This is a genomic window from Rhodospirillales bacterium, assembly GCA_023898765.1.
Lineage (GTDB): Bacteria > Pseudomonadota > Alphaproteobacteria > Micavibrionales > Micavibrionaceae.
The window spans coordinates 1,081,050-1,097,187 of record CP060238.1; the positions used below are offsets into that span (position 1 = coordinate 1,081,050).

General features: G+C 53.5%; 20 protein-coding genes. 11 read left to right on the forward strand and 9 right to left on the reverse strand.

Annotated features, from left to right (window positions below; all coding sequences use genetic code 11):
• Nucleotides 1-53 precede the first annotated feature (53 nt).
• The 5 genes from H6853_05220 to H6853_05240 are packed head-to-tail and all read right to left on the reverse strand — an operon-like array spanning nt 54 to nt 4,427.
• Nucleotides 54-755, reverse strand: coding sequence for a flagellar hook capping family protein (locus H6853_05220; protein USO02952.1), 702 nt, complete (start codon nt 753-755; stop codon nt 54-56).
• 23 nt (nt 756-778) lie between these two features.
• Entirely contained in the window at nt 779-2,410 is a 1,632-nt protein-coding gene (locus tag H6853_05225) for a flagellar hook-length control protein FliK (protein USO02953.1), read from the reverse strand.
• Between the two features lie 21 nt (nt 2,411-2,431).
• Nucleotides 2,432-2,956, reverse strand: a complete 525-nt coding sequence (locus H6853_05230; protein USO02954.1) for a flagellar protein FlgN — start codon at nt 2,954-2,956, stop codon at nt 2,432-2,434.
• The gene (locus tag H6853_05235) at nt 2,922-3,296 is read right to left on the reverse strand and encodes a rod-binding protein (protein USO02955.1); all 375 of its coding nucleotides are present in this window, start codon (nt 3,294-3,296) and stop codon (nt 2,922-2,924) included. The genes H6853_05230 and H6853_05235 overlap by 35 nt, the downstream gene beginning before the upstream one ends.
• Nucleotides 3,297-4,427: a flagellar basal body P-ring protein FlgI gene (locus H6853_05240; GenBank protein ID USO04609.1), complete on the reverse strand. Its 1,131-nt coding sequence runs from the start codon at nt 4,425-4,427 to the stop codon at nt 3,297-3,299. It lies immediately after the preceding gene.
• A gap of 294 nt (nt 4,428-4,721) precedes the next feature.
• On the opposite strand from H6853_05240, the gene H6853_05245 reads away from it, so the two are divergent.
• The 4 genes from H6853_05245 (at nt 4,722) to H6853_05260 (ending at nt 7,160) form a co-directional block, all read left to right on the forward strand.
• A complete protein-coding gene (locus tag H6853_05245) occupies nt 4,722-5,528 on the forward strand; it encodes a hypothetical protein (protein ID USO02956.1) in 807 nt (268 codons plus the stop codon).
• 95 nt (nt 5,529-5,623) lie between these two features.
• Nucleotides 5,624-6,067, forward strand: coding sequence for a flagellar assembly protein FliX (locus H6853_05250; GenBank protein USO02957.1), 444 nt, complete (start codon nt 5,624-5,626; stop codon nt 6,065-6,067).
• Nucleotides 6,068-6,157: 90 nt separating this feature from the next.
• Complete coding sequence (gene dksA / locus H6853_05255; protein USO02958.1) at nt 6,158-6,592, forward strand: RNA polymerase-binding protein DksA; 435 nt, start codon at nt 6,158-6,160, stop codon at nt 6,590-6,592.
• A gap of 229 nt (nt 6,593-6,821) precedes the next feature.
• Nucleotides 6,822-7,160 carry a hypothetical protein gene (locus H6853_05260; GenBank protein ID USO02959.1) on the forward strand — a complete coding sequence of 113 codons (339 nt, stop codon included), beginning with the start codon at nt 6,822-6,824 and terminating at the stop codon, nt 7,158-7,160.
• Nucleotides 7,161-7,214: 54 nt separating this feature from the next.
• Here H6853_05260 and H6853_05265 read toward each other — a convergent pair whose 3' ends face one another.
• The 4 genes from H6853_05265 to flgF are packed head-to-tail and all read right to left on the reverse strand — an operon-like array spanning nt 7,215 to nt 10,550.
• Nucleotides 7,215-7,973 (reverse strand): flagellar basal body L-ring protein FlgH, encoded by a 759-nt coding sequence (locus H6853_05265; protein USO02960.1) that lies wholly within the window; start codon nt 7,971-7,973, stop codon nt 7,215-7,217.
• 12 nt (nt 7,974-7,985) lie between these two features.
• Nucleotides 7,986-8,957: a flagellar basal body P-ring formation protein FlgA gene (flgA, locus tag H6853_05270; protein ID USO02961.1), complete on the reverse strand. Its 972-nt coding sequence runs from the start codon at nt 8,955-8,957 to the stop codon at nt 7,986-7,988.
• Nucleotides 8,958-8,980: 23 nt separating this feature from the next.
• Nucleotides 8,981-9,772: a flagellar basal-body rod protein FlgG gene (gene flgG / locus H6853_05275; GenBank protein ID USO02962.1), complete on the reverse strand. Its 792-nt coding sequence runs from the start codon at nt 9,770-9,772 to the stop codon at nt 8,981-8,983.
• 37 nt (nt 9,773-9,809) lie between these two features.
• Nucleotides 9,810-10,550, reverse strand: a complete 741-nt coding sequence (gene flgF, locus H6853_05280) for a flagellar basal-body rod protein FlgF (protein ID USO02963.1) — start codon at nt 10,548-10,550, stop codon at nt 9,810-9,812.
• Between the two features lie 276 nt (nt 10,551-10,826).
• Here flgF and H6853_05285 point away from each other — a divergent pair, with 276 nt between their 5' ends.
• The 7 genes from H6853_05285 (at nt 10,827) to H6853_05315 (ending at nt 16,065) form a co-directional block, all read left to right on the forward strand.
• Nucleotides 10,827-11,441 (forward strand): flagellar basal body-associated FliL family protein, encoded by a 615-nt coding sequence (locus H6853_05285; protein USO02964.1) that lies wholly within the window; start codon nt 10,827-10,829, stop codon nt 11,439-11,441.
• An 89-nt stretch (nt 11,442-11,530) separates the two neighbouring features.
• Nucleotides 11,531-12,661: a flagellar motor switch protein FliM gene (fliM, locus tag H6853_05290; GenBank protein ID USO02965.1), complete on the forward strand. Its 1,131-nt coding sequence runs from the start codon at nt 11,531-11,533 to the stop codon at nt 12,659-12,661.
• A complete protein-coding gene (locus H6853_05295; protein USO02966.1) occupies nt 12,658-13,299 on the forward strand; it encodes a hypothetical protein in 642 nt (213 codons plus the stop codon). Before fliM ends, H6853_05295 begins: the two co-directional genes overlap by 4 nt.
• Nucleotides 13,300-13,340: 41 nt before the next feature.
• A complete protein-coding gene (locus tag H6853_05300; protein ID USO04610.1) occupies nt 13,341-14,081 on the forward strand; it encodes a flagellar protein FlbB in 741 nt (246 codons plus the stop codon).
• 197 nt (nt 14,082-14,278) lie between these two features.
• Nucleotides 14,279-14,668: a response regulator gene (locus tag H6853_05305; GenBank protein USO02967.1), complete on the forward strand. Its 390-nt coding sequence runs from the start codon at nt 14,279-14,281 to the stop codon at nt 14,666-14,668.
• Nucleotides 14,669-14,685: 17 nt separating this feature from the next.
• A complete protein-coding gene (locus H6853_05310; GenBank protein ID USO02968.1) occupies nt 14,686-15,267 on the forward strand; it encodes a protein phosphatase CheZ in 582 nt (193 codons plus the stop codon).
• 63 nt (nt 15,268-15,330) lie between these two features.
• Nucleotides 15,331-16,065 carry a flagellar motor protein MotB gene (locus H6853_05315; GenBank protein ID USO02969.1) on the forward strand — a complete coding sequence of 245 codons (735 nt, stop codon included), beginning with the start codon at nt 15,331-15,333 and terminating at the stop codon, nt 16,063-16,065.
• The last annotated feature ends 73 nt before the right edge of the window (nt 16,066-16,138 follow it).

The window sequence follows — 16,138 nt, forward strand, 5'->3', positions numbered from 1 at the left end:
AAGCTAAAGCTGTTAAATAACTGCGTGTTAAATCAAAAATTTCCTTACTTAACCTAAACCTGTTGCCCCTCTTCTTCAGGGGGAGCTTCTTCAGGCAATGTTGCGTTGATGATGGATGAAATGGGCACGGCCCGTTCGCCGATCAGGACAAAGATAACGCCGTTCTGGCTTTCAATACCGCGCACGCGGCCTGACACAACGGTCGAGGTTGCGATGGGGTCGTCGTTGGTATCGATCGCATCTATCGTAACGGAATAGGTGCCTTCCTGAACCGGGTTTCCGTTTGTATCCAGACCGTTCCATGTAAATTTATTTGCGCCGACATCTTTTGGAACGGTGCTGCTGTAGACCAGTTCGCCGGCCTCGTCCCGGATGTTGATTTTGGCGTCTACGGCCGGATCGCTCAGGGCGTAGTCGATCGTCACGGGCGTCGCGCCGTCATAGCTTATTTCCGCGCTGATGTAGGAAACGTCCATGCCGACATATCCAAGGGCGACGGAAGAAATGCTCGCCAGTTGCAGGCTGACAAGATTGTCCAGTTTCTGGTTGGTGTTGATGGATTGCTCTACCTGCGAAAATTGAACGATCTGGTTTGTAAATTCTGTTGAATCCATCGGGTCCAGCGGATCCTGATGCTGGAGCTGCGTTGTCAGCAGGGTCAGGAACTGATCGAAATCCTCCGCCAGTTTGACGGATTGCTGGAGTGTGTTCTGCGCTTTTTGCGCCGTGCCTGATAATGTTACGTCTGAAACCATCTTCTTTTCTCCTGTCTCCTGCTTTATGCCAGAATGTTGTAGTGGACATGGCCGCTATCCGGGTCGACCTGCCATGTCATGGTTGTTTCGAGAATATCGCCTGCCTCCATGTCCTCGCCGGAAGGGTCCGGGGCGCTGTTTCCGTTTTCATTGTTCTGACGGTCGAAGGCGCCGCCGTCTGCGGCCAGTTCGAAATCAAGGCCGCCGCCGCTGCCGTCCGTATCCAGTCCCGCATTCTGGAGGGCCTGGTTCAGGAGGGCGGAGTCCCGCTGGAGCATCAGGTAGGTTTCCGGTTTTTCCACCAGGAGGTGCGCTCTCACACTGTTTTCGTGGCCGAACTCAAGCCGGACATTGACGCGGCCGAGTTCCGGCGGGTCGAGCTGTATGGTCATGGTTTTGGCGGAGCCTTCTTTCCCGGCTTTTGTCAGAGTCAGGGCAACCATCTGCGCCGCCGGATGGGGCTGTCCGGCCTGCGGAACGGATGTGGCCGCGTGGGCCGCTTGTGCGGCCGGACTTAAAGGAAGGCCGGCATGGATATCGAAGCCGGACAGGTCAATGCCTTGCGACGGGACCGTCTGCCAGTTTCCGGGGAGGGTTAATTCCCCGCTTAAATGGTTTTGGATTCCCGGAAAACTGCTGAAGCCTGTCTTGATAATCCGGTCGGCTTTCTTGTCCGCGCCGCCCGCATCGAGAGCGCCTGCCACCAGTTTTTGAAGGGTATTCGTTTTCTGAAAATTCTGTTTGTCCGCTGAAAAGTTTTCGTCAGGACTGTCGCCGCCCTGCGCACCGCCCTGCATGCCGCCCACAACAATTCCATTGAGCGCGGCGGCGATGTCGTCGCCCGGCTCCGCATCAAAAGGAAGCGGGCCTGCGGCTGCCGGAAGAGCTTCTTTTCCGGTTTCCGGGTCAGTGTTCGGGGCCGCCGCACCTTGCATGATTTTATCCGGCAGGATTTCATGCGGGATCACGGCAAGGTCGTGCTGTTCCGGCACAGGCAGAAGGCCGCCGACACCGGCGATAATATCTTCTACCGTCAGCTTGCGTCCGAGTTTTTCTTCTACCTCCCGGATGCGCGCGTCAAGCGTTGTCAGTTCGGCTGGTTTCACGCCTGCGGCGATCAGGAGAGGAAGGGGAGCGGCTTCTGCCAGATTTTCTTCCCCTGTGGGTGAAACCTCTCCGGACTGGAGGCTGTCCAGACGGACTCTCAGTGTTTCAATCCGGTGGTCGAGGCGCTGCACCAGAAATGCGACAAAAGGTTTTCCCTGCAGGCCGGGGGGCAGGCCGTTTGTCAGGTGATCGACCAGTTTGTTGATCTCATCTATGCGTTGCTCGATGCGCTCCACCCGCAGGTTTTTAAAGTCGGCCGGCAGTTTTTGATCGTCGATTAGCGACAGGATGGCCAGTTCCGGAAGGGTAAAGTTTGTTTTGCTTTCTTCCGTTTTCGTATCTGCTCCGGTATTTTCTGCGCCGGCCTGTGTTTCCAAAGCGGGGGCCGTTTGCCTGAAGAGCAGATCAAAAAATTTGAGCGTATTTTCCCCGGATGCTCCGGCGGATGAAGCGCCCTCAGTTTTGCCGTGCAAAAGACCCGCCGGCCCGGCAGCGGTTTTTCCCTGCCCGGTGACAATCTGTGTTAAAAACGGCGCTAAATCCATCATACGGTTTTCCTTACCTTAATTCTAAACTGACTCATTCACGCCCATGGAGGCTTTGCCGCTGTGCTGCATCTGACCGCTGGCGCCATAGACAATTTCCGTTTCTTTCTGTGCAGATTTGCGTGCGGCGCCCATAATCCGGTGTTCCAGACGCTCCATTCCTTTGCGCATGCGCTCAATGCTGTCCCTGTTGGCCTGCGCCTGCGCCCGGAAATCCTGCTGCATGTTTGCCAGTCGTTCTTTCAGGGCGGGAGAGGCGAGGCGGATTTCATCCTTGCGGGAGAGAAGTTGCGACATGCCGGACTGGTAAGCCCGCGCCACGTCCAGCTTTTCATCCTGAAGCGCCAGGAACCCTTCGGTGTCTGTCGCTTTCAGGGCGCTTGTTTCGCGCATCAGAACGTGTTTGAAGGCCTCGACGGTTTCCATCACCTGCTGCAGGGCCTTGTCGGGGTCCTGCGGCAGGAGCCCTTCAAGGGCGCCTTCGTTTTTAGCTGTTTTTTTAGCTGTCTTATTATTAGCTGCCTGCGGTTTCGATTTGGGCTGTGCCATGATCTGCTTCCTCTTGTAATCTAATCATTTCTTCCTTGACCTGTGCGGCGATCCCAAGCTGTCCGGTCCGGGCGATCATTTTCCCGTATTCCTGAAGCATCATGCCGCTGAAAATCTCTTCGCCTTTTCCGCCGCCAAACATTTCGTCAGGCTTCACGCCTTCAAACATGGGTTTCATCATTTCCGAGATGAACATGGCTTCGAAATCCTGTGCGACCGCATCGATATGCGCGTCGTTTTTTGTCTTCGCCGCTTCTTTTAACGCGCCCGTTTGACCGGTATTGCCGGCTTGCGCTGCCTGCATCAGGGCCAAAGTGGTATTTGGGGTCAGGTTGTCCATCTACATCGTCCTGATATCTGCTTGCAGGGCGCCGGCCGTTTTAATGGCCTGCAGGATTGTAATGACGTCGCGCGGCGGAATGCCCAGACGGTTGAGGCCGGTGACAAGGTCCTGAAGCGTTACGCCTGTTTCAACAACGGTCAGTTTCGCGTCCGGCCCTGTATTCACGTCGATGTCCGTACGGGGCACAACGACTGTGGTGCCTTGCTCGGCAAAGGGGTTGGGCTGCGAGACTTGCGGGGTTTCCGTGATTTTTACGGTTAAGTTGGCCTGCGCGATGGCGACGGTGCTGACGGTTACGTCTGCGCCCATGACGATGACGCCGGAGCGCTCGTCAATCACGACGCGGGCGATCTGGTCCGGCTGGACCGGAAGCTGTTCGATGTCCGTGATGAGATCGACAATGGATCCCGGATAGCTGGAGGGGCGGCGCAGGACGACACTGGCGGAATTTTCCGCTTCGGCCAGACGGGCGGAGGCAAAGCCGTTAATCGCCTGTGCGATCCGGCGGGAGGTCGTAAAATCCGGGTTGCGCAACGCAAGGCGGATTTCCTGCAGGTCTTCGAGACGGAAGTCAATTTCTCTCTCTATAATTGCGCCGCCGGGAATACGTCCCGTGGTCGGGATGTTTTTAATGACGGTGGCGGAATCGCCCTCGACGGAAAATCCGGCGATATTCAAAGATCCTTGCGCCACCGCATAAACTTCGCCATCGGCCGCTTTCAGCGGGGTCACAAGAAGGGTCCCGCCCTGCAGGCTTTTGGCGTCCCCAAGGGAGGACAGGCTGACATCCAGCTTGGAGCCCTGATTCATGAAAGGGGGAAGGGTCGCCGTCACCATCACGGCCGCCACGTTGCCCGTGTTCAGGTTCTGATTGCGGACATTGACGCCGAGGCGCTCCAGCATGGCGATCAGGCTTTGTTCGGTGAAGGGGGAGTTGTTCAGGGAATCTCCCGTGCCGTTCAGCCCGACAACAATACCGTAGCCGACGAGCTGGTTCTCCCGGACTCCTTCGAAATCGACGATATCCTTGATGCGGGTTGTTTTGGCGTTGGCAGGGGCGGACGGCGTCAAAGCAAACAACACGAAAACGGTTCCCAGACCGAGGAGACCCAGAACCGTTTTTCGCATCGCTTTATTGTTTAAATGCATTTTTCTGCCTTGCATTGTTTTCCATGCAGAAAGGGATGCGATCTTCATGCCAAAGCAGGTGGATAAGATTTCCAAGTCAAATCAAAAGGTTGCGTGTTTTTTGTGTCCGGGGCCGATCTCTTTCATCGGCATAAACAACCAGCCTTTCCGCCGATCGGGCAAAAATTGCCGCACGAAATTTTACAGAATACTATTTCTTATGTTACCCTGAACAGGAATTATTTTATATTTAACAAGGGGATAACCGTTATTTCAGGATTAACGCAAGCCTTTATGGATGTTGTACGTACGGCGGTTTATATTGCCGATACGCCCTCGCGTCTGGGGAAAAGTCTGGGGGAAGCGGGGATAAGCGAGGCTGGAAAAACGCTGACGCAGGCTCATCTCAATCTGAATGCCCAGCCGGGTGCCAGAACACTGGAAAGTTGTGTAACCTCTTATGCGGCAGAGAAGGCACTCCCTTATGTAGGAGAGGGCAAAATGAAAACATTGACAGAGAAATTTGCCTCTGCCGGTCAATGTGATGTGGACCAGTGGACAGATGCGTTGCCTCTTGAGGTTGCTAATAGGGGAAAAAGTATGGTTATTGAGGCCGCGGGAACGGGAGCATCACAAGTTGTAGATTTTGTTGGAAGCGCCGGCGCAGCGCAGCAGGCGCATAAGGACACGATTGAAACCTTATCCCGAAAAGGATTTCCGGGCATGATGCACGGGACGGTCATGGCCGGAAGGGATGAATATGAATACCATGTCGATGCGTCCGGCGCGGCGGGACATGACGGGGAAGGTGGAGACGCGAAAATATATCTGGAACCCACAGATCATACTCTGATGGGTGGGGATGAAGATAAACCAAATACGCGGGCCCTGATGAGGATTGAGGAAGGGCTGAAAAGCGCGGCCATTGGAAGCGTTCATGACTACGAGCAGAATGGCGGAGATTATGCCAAGCTTGTAGAGGAGACGTCTTGGGGTGACAACGACTATCTAACGTCGTCTCCCGAAACAGGGGCGCCGGAAGTGGCCCAGAATTCAGGTGCGGTTCAAAAAGCCGCCTTTCTTCCGCAGAATCAGTATTAAACGATCCGGATGGTCCCGGCGGGCGGCCTTTCCTCCGGCAAGAGCGGGGATTCTCGTGCTGTACTCGGCACGGGAAAAGGGCTATGATGGTTTTCATGAAAATCGAAGGTCCATCGCGCACGCAGCAGACGTCAAAGTCCGGAAAGACCGGGAAAACCGGTAAGACGGAGGCTTCTTTCGGGGAGTATGTCGCGGCAGGAACGGCTAAAACGGCGGCGGCTGCGCCGTCACGGTCGATCGCGCAGGTGGATGCGCTGCTTGCCGTGCAGGGGGCGGAGGACCCGACGGAGAGAGCGGCCCGCAAACGTATGTATGTGCGCGCCGACGATCTTCTGAACGGACTGGACAATATTCGGATGGCCCTGCTGAGCGGAACTTTGACACTGGGGCATTGCCTGGATATTGCGGATGTCGTGGCCTCGCACAGGGAAAAAATCACGGACCCTTCCTTAACCTCCCTGCTGGATGAAATCGATTTGCGGGCGCAGGTCGAAATCGCCAAGATGCGCAAAAGTCTGAACGCGTCCCCATCGGTATAATTTGGGGTATAATTTGGGGCTTGCGCCCCCGGTGAGAGCTGCCTATAGTTGCCGCTTTCATTTTTTGACGTAAAGCTTTTGGAGAGGGAAATGTCAGCAGCAAAAAAATCAAAGGTGCCGGAAAGTTACGATCCGACCAAAGATACGAAAAAATATATGAATCCGACGATGCTGGAATATTTCCGGCAGAAGCTTCTGGACTGGCGTGAAGAGCTTTTGCAGGAAACGTCCGATACGATTCAGCATACCCTGCAGGAAACAGAGCTGCAAAAACCCGACCCTGCGGACCGCGCTTCGGCGGAAACGGACCATTCTCTGGAGCTGCGCACACGCGACCGCGAGCGCAAACTGATTTCAAAAATCAATGCGGCGCTGGCGCGTATTGACGAAGGGGAATACGGTTATTGCGAACAGACGGGAGAGCCGATCGGGGTTTCGCGTCTGGAAGCCCGTCCTGTGGCCACTTTGTGCCTTGAAGCGCAGGAGCGTCACGAACGGATGGAAAAGACGCACCGCGAGGAATAGTTTTCTTCGAACCCGCATTAAAAAAGCCTTCTTTTTCGTCATTGCGAGGAGCCGTAGGCGACGAAGCAATCCAGAGGATCCGTAGATTCTGGATCGCCGCGCTCCCTCCGGTCGCTCGCGATGACGAAAATTGGCGGGTGGTAAGTTCGAACGGATAATTTCTTGACATAAAGCGAAAAATTTTTTCTACTTGCCCCGCAGGTTAAACGGTGAGGGAAGGAAATAAAGCATGGCAGAAAAGGAAACGGAAGAGTCTCTGGACCCCCTTCGTGAGGCATTTGCCGGAACGGTTAATGATGCATTCGATAGCGTCATTTCCCGTTTAACTGAACAGTTTGAGAGAACCTCCCGGGACATGGAGGAAATCAAGGAGTTGCTTGGTAGAGCGAACAGGGCTCTTGACAGGACGGATGAACACCTCAGATATCTCAGAAGCGGTGCAGGATGTTCTTCGGCTTTTGCCGGGTCCGTTGTTGTTTCCAGGATCGATCCCGGTGAAAGGCATCGTTTGATGGAAGAAAGACGGCATAGAATAGACCCTGGGCCGCTTCGACTTTCTTCAGACTGAATTCAAAAAGCCGGTCCTTGCGAGACCGGCTTTTCATTTGGAGAAAAACAACTTTTAAAACGGGAAGATAATGTCATAGACCTGCTGGCCGTAACGCGGCTGCTGCATGTCTGTGATTTGTCCTTTACCGCCGTAGGAAATCCGCGCTTCGGCGATTTGGTCGTAGGAAATGGTGTTTTCGACAGAGACATCTTCCGGACGGATGACACCCGCGAGTTGGAGAATTCTCTTTTCAAAATTCACCCGTACTTCCTGCTTGCCCTGAATGACCATATTGCCGTTGGGCAAGACCTGCGTGATGGTTGCGGCCAGTTTCATTTTGACCGTTTCCTCACGCTCAACCGTCCCGGTGCCTTTGTAGTTGGAGTTGGAATCCGATTCAATCAGGTCCGTATTCACGACATCCTGCGGCAACAGACGGTTCAGGGCCGTTTCGTATCCCAGAAGGGCGCCGAGGGACGCATCCTCGCCACTGGTGCGTTTGCGTTCGGTTTCATTGTCCAGGGCGGCTTCATCCTTGATATCGATCATAACGGTCAGGATATCGCCGACATCGCTGGCGCGCTGGTCTTTAAAGAAGGTCTGGCGTTCCCCGCCCCACAGAGAATTCTTTTGCGGGTTTGAGAGTTTGGGGGCCGGCATGGGCATGGACACAACGGTGTTTTCGGAGGAGGTCGCCGGATTTTCAATCGGGGTCATGTCGGGGGTTTTCCCCACATCCGCCAGACGCTCGCCGGCGCCGCATCCGCTTAACGCGCTCACGGCCAAAAGTCCGCAAATGCCTATGAATAATTTTTTTCCGCTATGTTCCATTGTTTTACTCCCTTATCTGACGATGACTTCGCGTGTGCCTGTGACAACGGCTTCCAGGGATTTCTTGCTGCTCAGATTGGCAACATGGACGATCTCTCCTTTCGCGCCGGACTGAAGGGCCTTTCCTTTTGTGCTGAGGAAAAGAGGCCCGTCTTTGAATGTAATCGTGATAATGTCGCCGCGTTCCACAAGTTTCGGACTTTCAAGGTCGCTGGCCAGAAGGGGTTTCCCGGCAAAGGAAATCCGCTGCGGCGTCATCCCGACCAGATTTTTTTCTTTCAGGAGGGTGTCGTGCTGGATTTGCCTGGCGGGCATCTCTATCCAGTTCAAATCATGTTTGCCGATGATATCGCCGTTGCGCAGTGTGCTTTTCAAAATGGGAACGGCCACCATTCTTTCGACCTGCCCCATAAGAGAAAGGCGTTTGACGGGGGTTTCCTTTGAAGGCGCGACCAGCGCGGCTTCGAAGATATCGCGCCGGGGATCGAATTTTATGGAGGACACCTCGACGCTGTCCGGCAGGCCGTGCGGCAGGATCATTTGTTGATCGCCGCCGCTGATGAGAAGGTTGTAACGGCCTTCCAGTCCTTCGCCGGAGAGAGCCTCTTTCAGGGCCTCTTCGATTTTATTTTGCGGAACAACCGTTGCCGCCCGCCGGACAATAATCTGTTCGGAAGAGCTGGCCGGCCGCCATGAGAGATTTAAGGCCGTGGAAATCCTGTAGAGCGTGCGGGCATTGAGGACCATGTCTTTTCCCGGCTGGGGAGCGGGCCCTAACACATAATCTGCGTTTTTCTCCAGCCCGTCAAAAAGATCGCCGAGTTTTAACTCGTCCCCTGTTACGATACTGATATTTTTAAGGTTGGCGGCAAGGGCGGCCTGCGTGCCTGCAATCAGGGTGGCCACGCCTATGCCGAGCGCCAGAACGAACAAAACAATCCGCAAGGTCAGCGCAAAGTTTACCCATAAAAATTTCAGTGTCATTTTACTTTCCTTTTTCTTTCGACCTAACGAAGCTGTGTCACGGTTTGAAGCATTTCATCGCTTGTGCTGATGACGTTGGAGTTCATTTCGTAAGCGCGCTGCGCCGCGATCAGGTTGGTAATTTCCTCCACCACATTGACGTTGGAGTTTTCCAGCGACCCCTGCCGGATTTCGCCAAGGTCATCTGTATCGGGGTTTCCCGTTGTGGGGGTGCCGGAGGCCGTTGTTTCAAGGAAGAGGGTATCCCCGATCGCTTCCAGCCCGCCCGGATTGACGAATGTCGCGAGCTGGATTTGCCCGACATTTTGAAAGGCGATCTGTCCCGGGATTTTGACCAGAACTTCGCCGGCATTGTTGACCACGATATCAATCGCGTCCGCAGGAATGACAAGGCCGGGCTGGAGAGGGTATCCCTGCGCGGTCACGATTTCCCCGTTTTCATTGAGCTGGAAAACGCCCGAGCGCGTATAGGCCGTATCGCCGTCGGGAAGTTCGATCTGGTAATATCCCTTGCCGGTAATGGCCAGGTCCAGCTTGTTTCCCGTGACCTGGATCGTTCCTTGTTCGTGGAGGCGGTAGACGGAGCCAAGGGCGACCCCCAGACCGAATTGCAGGCCCGAGGGCATGGTGGTTCCGGCATCCGAAGAGGTGGCGCCGGGGCGGCGTTTGTTTTGATAGATCATGTCATGGAACTCGGCCCGCTGACGCTTAAAACCGGAGGTCGTCATGTTCGCGATATTGTTGGAAATAACGTCGACATTCATCTGCTGGGCCAGCATGCCCGTTGCGCCGATATCCAAAGAACGTGTCACCATGGTTTGTCTCCTTAAGCTTTATTTTTTATCCGTTACGTTATCCGTTTGTTTTCGAGAGCCGCTGAATGGCCGTGCGCAGGCGCTCATGTTCGTTTCTCATCATGTTCTGAACGGCCTGATATTCCCGCAGCACGTCAATCATCCGTGTCATTTCGACAACGGATTCGACGTTCGATCCTTCGAGCTTGCCTTGGTGGACGGTTGTTTTTTGTGCGGGGGTGCCTGCTTCGTCCGTTTTGTAAAGACCGTTTCCGGCGGGGTCGAGTTTTTGCTCGTTCTCAAATTCAACAACCATCAAGGCGCCCACCTGACCGTTATCCGTGGACACAACGCCCTTGTGATCGATGTAAATATTCTTCGCGTCCGTGGGGACGGTCAGGTTTCCGCCGCCCTGAGAGGCGACAGGCAGGCCGCGCGCGTTGACGATGGTGCCGTCCGGCGCCATGGAGAAATTTCCCGCGCGCGTATATTGAACGCCTTCGGGTGTTTGGATGCCGAAAAAGCCGGGCCCGATCAGCGCGGCGTCCAGAGCATTGCCCGTCACTTTGACCGGACCGGGGTCCGTCATCTGGTACTGGCCGTAATCCAGCACCATGGAGATGTTTTCCTTCATGTTGCGGGTGTCTATCCGGGCCGCGTCGTGAACATATTCATCGAACACCATATTCTGGGCGCGAAAGCCCGGCGTGTTCAGGTTGGCCACATTGTTGGCGATAATGGACATCTTCTCGTGAAGCGCCACCTGGCTGGACAGGCCGATATAAAGCGAATTTTCCATGTTTAAACCAAACTCTTTTTGTTTCTACGCCCTTTGGCGATGCAGCCCTTGTGCCAACCAAAAAAATATATGGATATGAAGGGGTTAGCGGTTATCCACAGGCATTGTTTTCCCTTTTTTTAGAAAAAGCAGGTCAGGCAGGATTCCCAAAAGGGAAGTTTTTGCCTAAGTCGGCACGGGGGGAGGGCTGTGGAGGTTTTGAGAAACGCTCTAGGCATAGGGGGCATGTTGTTCGTATAATTGCGGTGATTCAAAAGCAAACAGGATAGATACGATATGGCTAACGCAGCGCTTGATGAGGACGAACCGGAAGAGGCTTCCAAAGGAGGAGAAGACGATTCTACCGAAGAGGGAGAAGAATCTGAAGGTGGCGGAAAGAAAAAGATTATTATCATTGCCGTTGCGGCACTGCTTGTTCTGGCCGGCGGCGGTGCGGGGCTTTATTTTACGGGCATGCTGGACAGTGTGCTCGGCAAAGGCGAAGCACACGGGGAAGCCGGCGCTGAAGGAGGAGAGCATGCTGCCGAAGAGGGGGGGCATGGGGAAGCTGCCGCGGTCGATGAACATGGCGTTCCCATTCCTGCCGGACCCGCGTTCCTGAAAATTCCCGATATGATCGTCAATCTGAGCGGTGAAGGCGCGCAGCCGCGTTACCTGCGTTTGAGCGTTCAACTGGAGCTTAAAAAACAGGCGGACATTCAGGGGGTGGAGCAGGTGATGCCCCGTGTCGTGGATCAGTTTCAAACCTATTTGAGAGAACTTCGGGTGCAGGATTTGCGCGGTTCGGCAGGGATATACCGTCTCCAGATGGAGCTTTTATCCCGTGTAAATGCCGCGGCTTACCCCATTGAGGTGCAGGATGTTTTGTTTCAGGAGATTCTGATACAATAGAGGGCCCCCATGAAGGGCTTCCGGCATGGTTTTTGCTGGATATGAAGGATAAATTGCATGGAACATATCCGATTTGATGGAACAGGCTCATGAGTGATACGGAGACAGAAGCTCCCCTTGAAGAGGAGATGAGCGACGAAGAAAAGGCCATGATGGCCGAATGGGAAAGCATGGCCGGCGAAGGCGATGGGGGCGACAGCAGCGATGGCGCCGCGGATGATATTTTCGGCGGCGGGGATGGCGAAGCGACGGCCCGTATCCTGAATCAGGAAGAGATCGACTCCCTTCTGGGGTTTGACGATGACGGTTTCGGGGCCACGGAAACATCCGGTGTGATGGCCCTGATTAATTCGGCCATGGTCAATTACGAACGCCTGCCGATGCTGGATATCGTTTTCGACCGCCTTGTCCGGCTGATGTCCACGTCTTTGCGGAACCTGACGTCCGACAACGTGGAGGTTTCTCTCGATCAGGTGTCGACGGTGCGCTTCGGGGACTATATGAACTCCGTGCCGTTGCCTGCGATGCTCTCTGTCTTCAAGGCGGAGGAGTGGGACGATAACGGCCTGATCGTTACGGACAGCGCCCTGATTTATTCCATCGTGGATGTGCTTCTGGGCGGACGGAAAGGGATGCCGGCCATTCGGGTAGAAGGGCGGCCTTATACGACAATCGAAAGCCGTCTGGTGGAGCGTATGGTGCAGGTGGCTTTGAGCGATCTGTCTTCCGCTTTCGATCCGCTGTCCCCGGTAAGTTTTTCGCTGGAGCGGCTGGAAACGAACCCCCGTTTTGCCACGATCACGCAAAGCGGAAATGCCTGCGTGCTTGCGCGCCTGCGTGTGGATATGGGGGATCGCGGGGGGAGGATTGAAATTCTTTTGCCCTATGCCACGCTGGAGCCTATCCGTGAATTGCTCCTGCAGATGTTTATGGGGGAAAAATTCGGGCGGGATTCCATTTGGGAAACGCACCTGACGGAAGAGCTTTACCGGACGGAAGTTCCCCTGCAGGCGGTCATGGGGGAAAAAACGATGACCTTGAGGGATATGCTGAACTGGAAGGTGGGGTCCCGCGTGATCTTCAATACGTTCGTGGATGACGAACTGGAGCTCCGCTGCGGCCATGTTCCGATGTTCCGCGGTCCTGTCGGTCAGAAACAGGGGAGTATCGCCGTCAAAATCGACAAGTATATTCCCCCGGAACGAAGCGAGGAGAGATGAGTTTTAATACAGGGTTCATACTGGATTTTGTCATCCTTGTCTTACTTGGTATTACGATACTCTACGCGGCCCGCCTGTCGTTTTTCATGAGGACGTTTCAGGAAGGGCGCCGGGACCTGATCAAACTGATCGAAGCCCTTTCGAAAAACATAGAGCAGGCGGAGCGCTCCATTCAGGGGATGCATAATGCGGCGGCCTCTTCGGGGGAGAGCCTTCAGGATGTTATCAAGGAAGCAAAGTTTCTGTCGGATGAGTTGCAGTTTATGAACCAGTCCGGCGATGCGCTGGCCGGAAGGCTGGAAAAACTGGCGGAACGCAACCGCGAACTGGTGGACCTTCTGGAAAGTTCTGGCGGGATCGGGGTGAGCGAACCTTATGTCCGTGAAAGGCGGGCCCCTTCTACCTCTTTTCATGAAAGGGAGGTTTCCAGGGAAAAAGAACCTGATCCCTTTTTCAAAATTCAGGACAGGGAGTTCGAGGAATCGGAGCATGGACTGGCAGACGGGATAGACTCTTCCGAATCTTTTTCCGATCTGGGCGATTTCAAAAGCGAAGCGGAAAAAGAGTTCTACGAAGCCCTGCAAAAGCGCGGGAAAAAGCGCGCGCAGGTTAAGAGCCGTGCGGGAGGTGTTTCGTGACCCTGCTTTTCCGCATTTTCAAGCATGTGCGTATTTTGCCCATTCTGGTCCTTTTTCTGGCGCTGTCTTTCGGGGTGCGCTTTGGTGAGCTTGTAACCGGTAAGTCCGGTTCTCTAACCTCCGGCGGTTTTGCTTACGCGAAAGAAGAACCGGCGGTCCCCTCTGAGGAGGCGTCTCCCCCCTCACAGGATGAGCTGTCTTCGGAAGAAGGCGCTCATGAAGCTTTGCCGGAAGAGCACGCAGGAGAGGGGCAGGACGGCGCTGAAACAGAAGAAAAAGCAGAAGCAGAAGAAAAAACGCATGAAGGAAAAGAAGGGGAAAAATGGAAGGATTCCATGGATTCCAATCTTGAGTTTTCGGCGACAAAGATGGAATTGTTTCAGGATCTTTCAAGCCGCCGCGACGATCTGGAATCGCGGGAGCGGGAGCTTGTCATGCGGGAAGCCCTTTTAAGGGCCGCGGAGCAGGAGATCGACCAGAAATACAAGGAGCTGATTTCTTTGCGTGAGGAGATACAGTCTTTGTTAAAGACGCAATCGGAAGAAGAGGAAAAACGCATCGCCAGTCTGGTTAAAATTTATGAAGGGATGAAGGCGAAAAGCGCCGCCCGGATATTCGATACGCTGGATATGGGGGTTTTGCTTCAGGTTTTGGGCCAGATGTCGGAACGGAAATCCGCGCCGATTATCGCCGCCATGAATCCCGAACGGGCGCGGAGCGTGACTATTATGCTGGCCGAGCAAAGGAAGCTGCCTGATTTGTCTGAAGGCGCTCTTCGTTAGGAGGGCAAAATACCATCGTAGGGCGCCGCAGGACAGGGCTCTTCTAAAGGTATCTAATGCTGTTAAGGTGTTTTTCTGAGTATAATCCGGATTATTTTAGATTTTTTTAACCAGTTCGGCGCAATATCGGAGGCTCGAAAGGTAAAAAATCCGCAATTTGATTTGAATGAAACGATTAGGAATAGGAGTGGAAAGCCGTGCCTGTAGATACAAATATGAATGTTCTTGTTGTGGACGACTATCAGACGATGGTCCGTATTATCAAGAATCTCCTGAAGCAGATCGGGTTTTGTAATGTCGATGAGGCCAGCAATGGCAAGGAGGCGTTGAGCCGTGTTGAAAGCAAGCAATACGGGTTGATTATTTCGGACTGGAACATGGAGCCCATGACGGGGCTGGATCTCCTGAAAGCCATACGCACGTCAAACGAACATTACAGCGATGTTCCTTTCATTATGGTAACGGCGGAAAGCAAGACGGAAAACGTGATTATCGCCAAGCAGGCCGGCGTCAATAATTATGTTGTAAAACCTTTTAACGCCGAGACGCTGAAAGGAAAAATTGCAGCCGTTCTGGGCGAATTCTAGAAGTATGGAGCGTTAAGATGGGTAAAGCTTACGAACGGGGGCAAGTCGTCAAAATCATCCATTCTGTCATCGACAAAATGGAAAGTTCGGGCGCATCTGTTGATTTGTTCCAACAGATCAGGGATTTGGCCGAAGCGATCAACAAGCTCAAAACGGACATTTCACATGGCGGCGCCGACCATCTGAAAAACAAAGAAATTCCCGAGGCGACGGATGAACTGGATGCTGTCGTCAAGGCAACGGCAGAGGCCACGAATACCATCATGAGCGCTTGCGAAGAGATCGAAAAGATTTCCGAGAAGGCAGGGATTGAAGGCATCGGCGATCAAATAGGTAAAATATATGAAGCCTGCAGCTTTCAGGATATTACAGGCCAGAGAATTACCAAGGTTGTCGATACGTTCAAGATTGTCGATTCCAAGGTGGCCCATATCATGGAGGCGCTGAATGAGCAGGTGGGGCCGATTGCCTCCATTGCCGCAAAGGAGCCGAATGTCGATCCGAATGACGACCGCCGTCTTCTGAACGGACCGCAAATGCCTGAAAAAGCCGTTAGCCAGGCAGATATCGACAAGATATTGGCGGAATTTGATAATTAATCCCGTATTTTGGTTTTAATTTCCTTTTAAGCCTCTCTTGCCAGAGCGTATACTGGCGTTGTTATGAGATATCGCCGCAGACGCCTTTCGAGCGTAAAAACACAAACTTCCAACGCCAGCCAGCTTATGGGCCTGTCTTTGTTCATTATGCTGCTTGCCTTTTTTATCGTGCTGAATGCCATTTCTTCTTTTGAAGAAAAGAAAATGAGTTCCGTGATGGACAGCGTTGAACAGGCTTTTTCAAAAGATGTCCAGCGGCAGGATAAAAAAACCTCTGTGACGCCCGATCCTGTCAGCTCGATCAATGAAGGGGAAACGGTTGAGCGTCTGGACGCCCTGTTTCAGGCGCAGATAAGTTCTTTTAACGCGAAGAAAAACGTTCATTCCGGCACGATGTATGTGACGTTGCCGCTGGATGTTTTTTCAAAAAGCATTATGGCGATAGGTCAGGAGGACGTAACGAAAACACGCAGTATTTCGACAGGAAAGAATTTTTTTCTGCCGACATTGGTGTCCATTCTGAAATCCGATCGGCAGGGCCTTCCTTACCGGATGGATGTTGTTTTGCATACGAAGGAAAACCCTGCAAAACTGCAAAACCAGAAACCGAAATCCTTGCTAAAAACGATGAAGAGGGAAGGCAGCTTCGCGCGCCAGCTTGAAAAAACGGGCCTGTCTCAACAATTGATGAGCATGGGCATCCGGCAGGGGGACCCGGATGTTGTCGAACTTGTTTTCCGCAGGCATGAGCCGTTTTCTCCTGCGATTTCGCAAGATAGCCCGGACACAGCAAAATGAAGGAAGAAAAAAAACAAAAAAAGGAAGAGGTTCTCTCTCAGAAGTCTCAGGAGCCGACAAGACGGCGTTATGC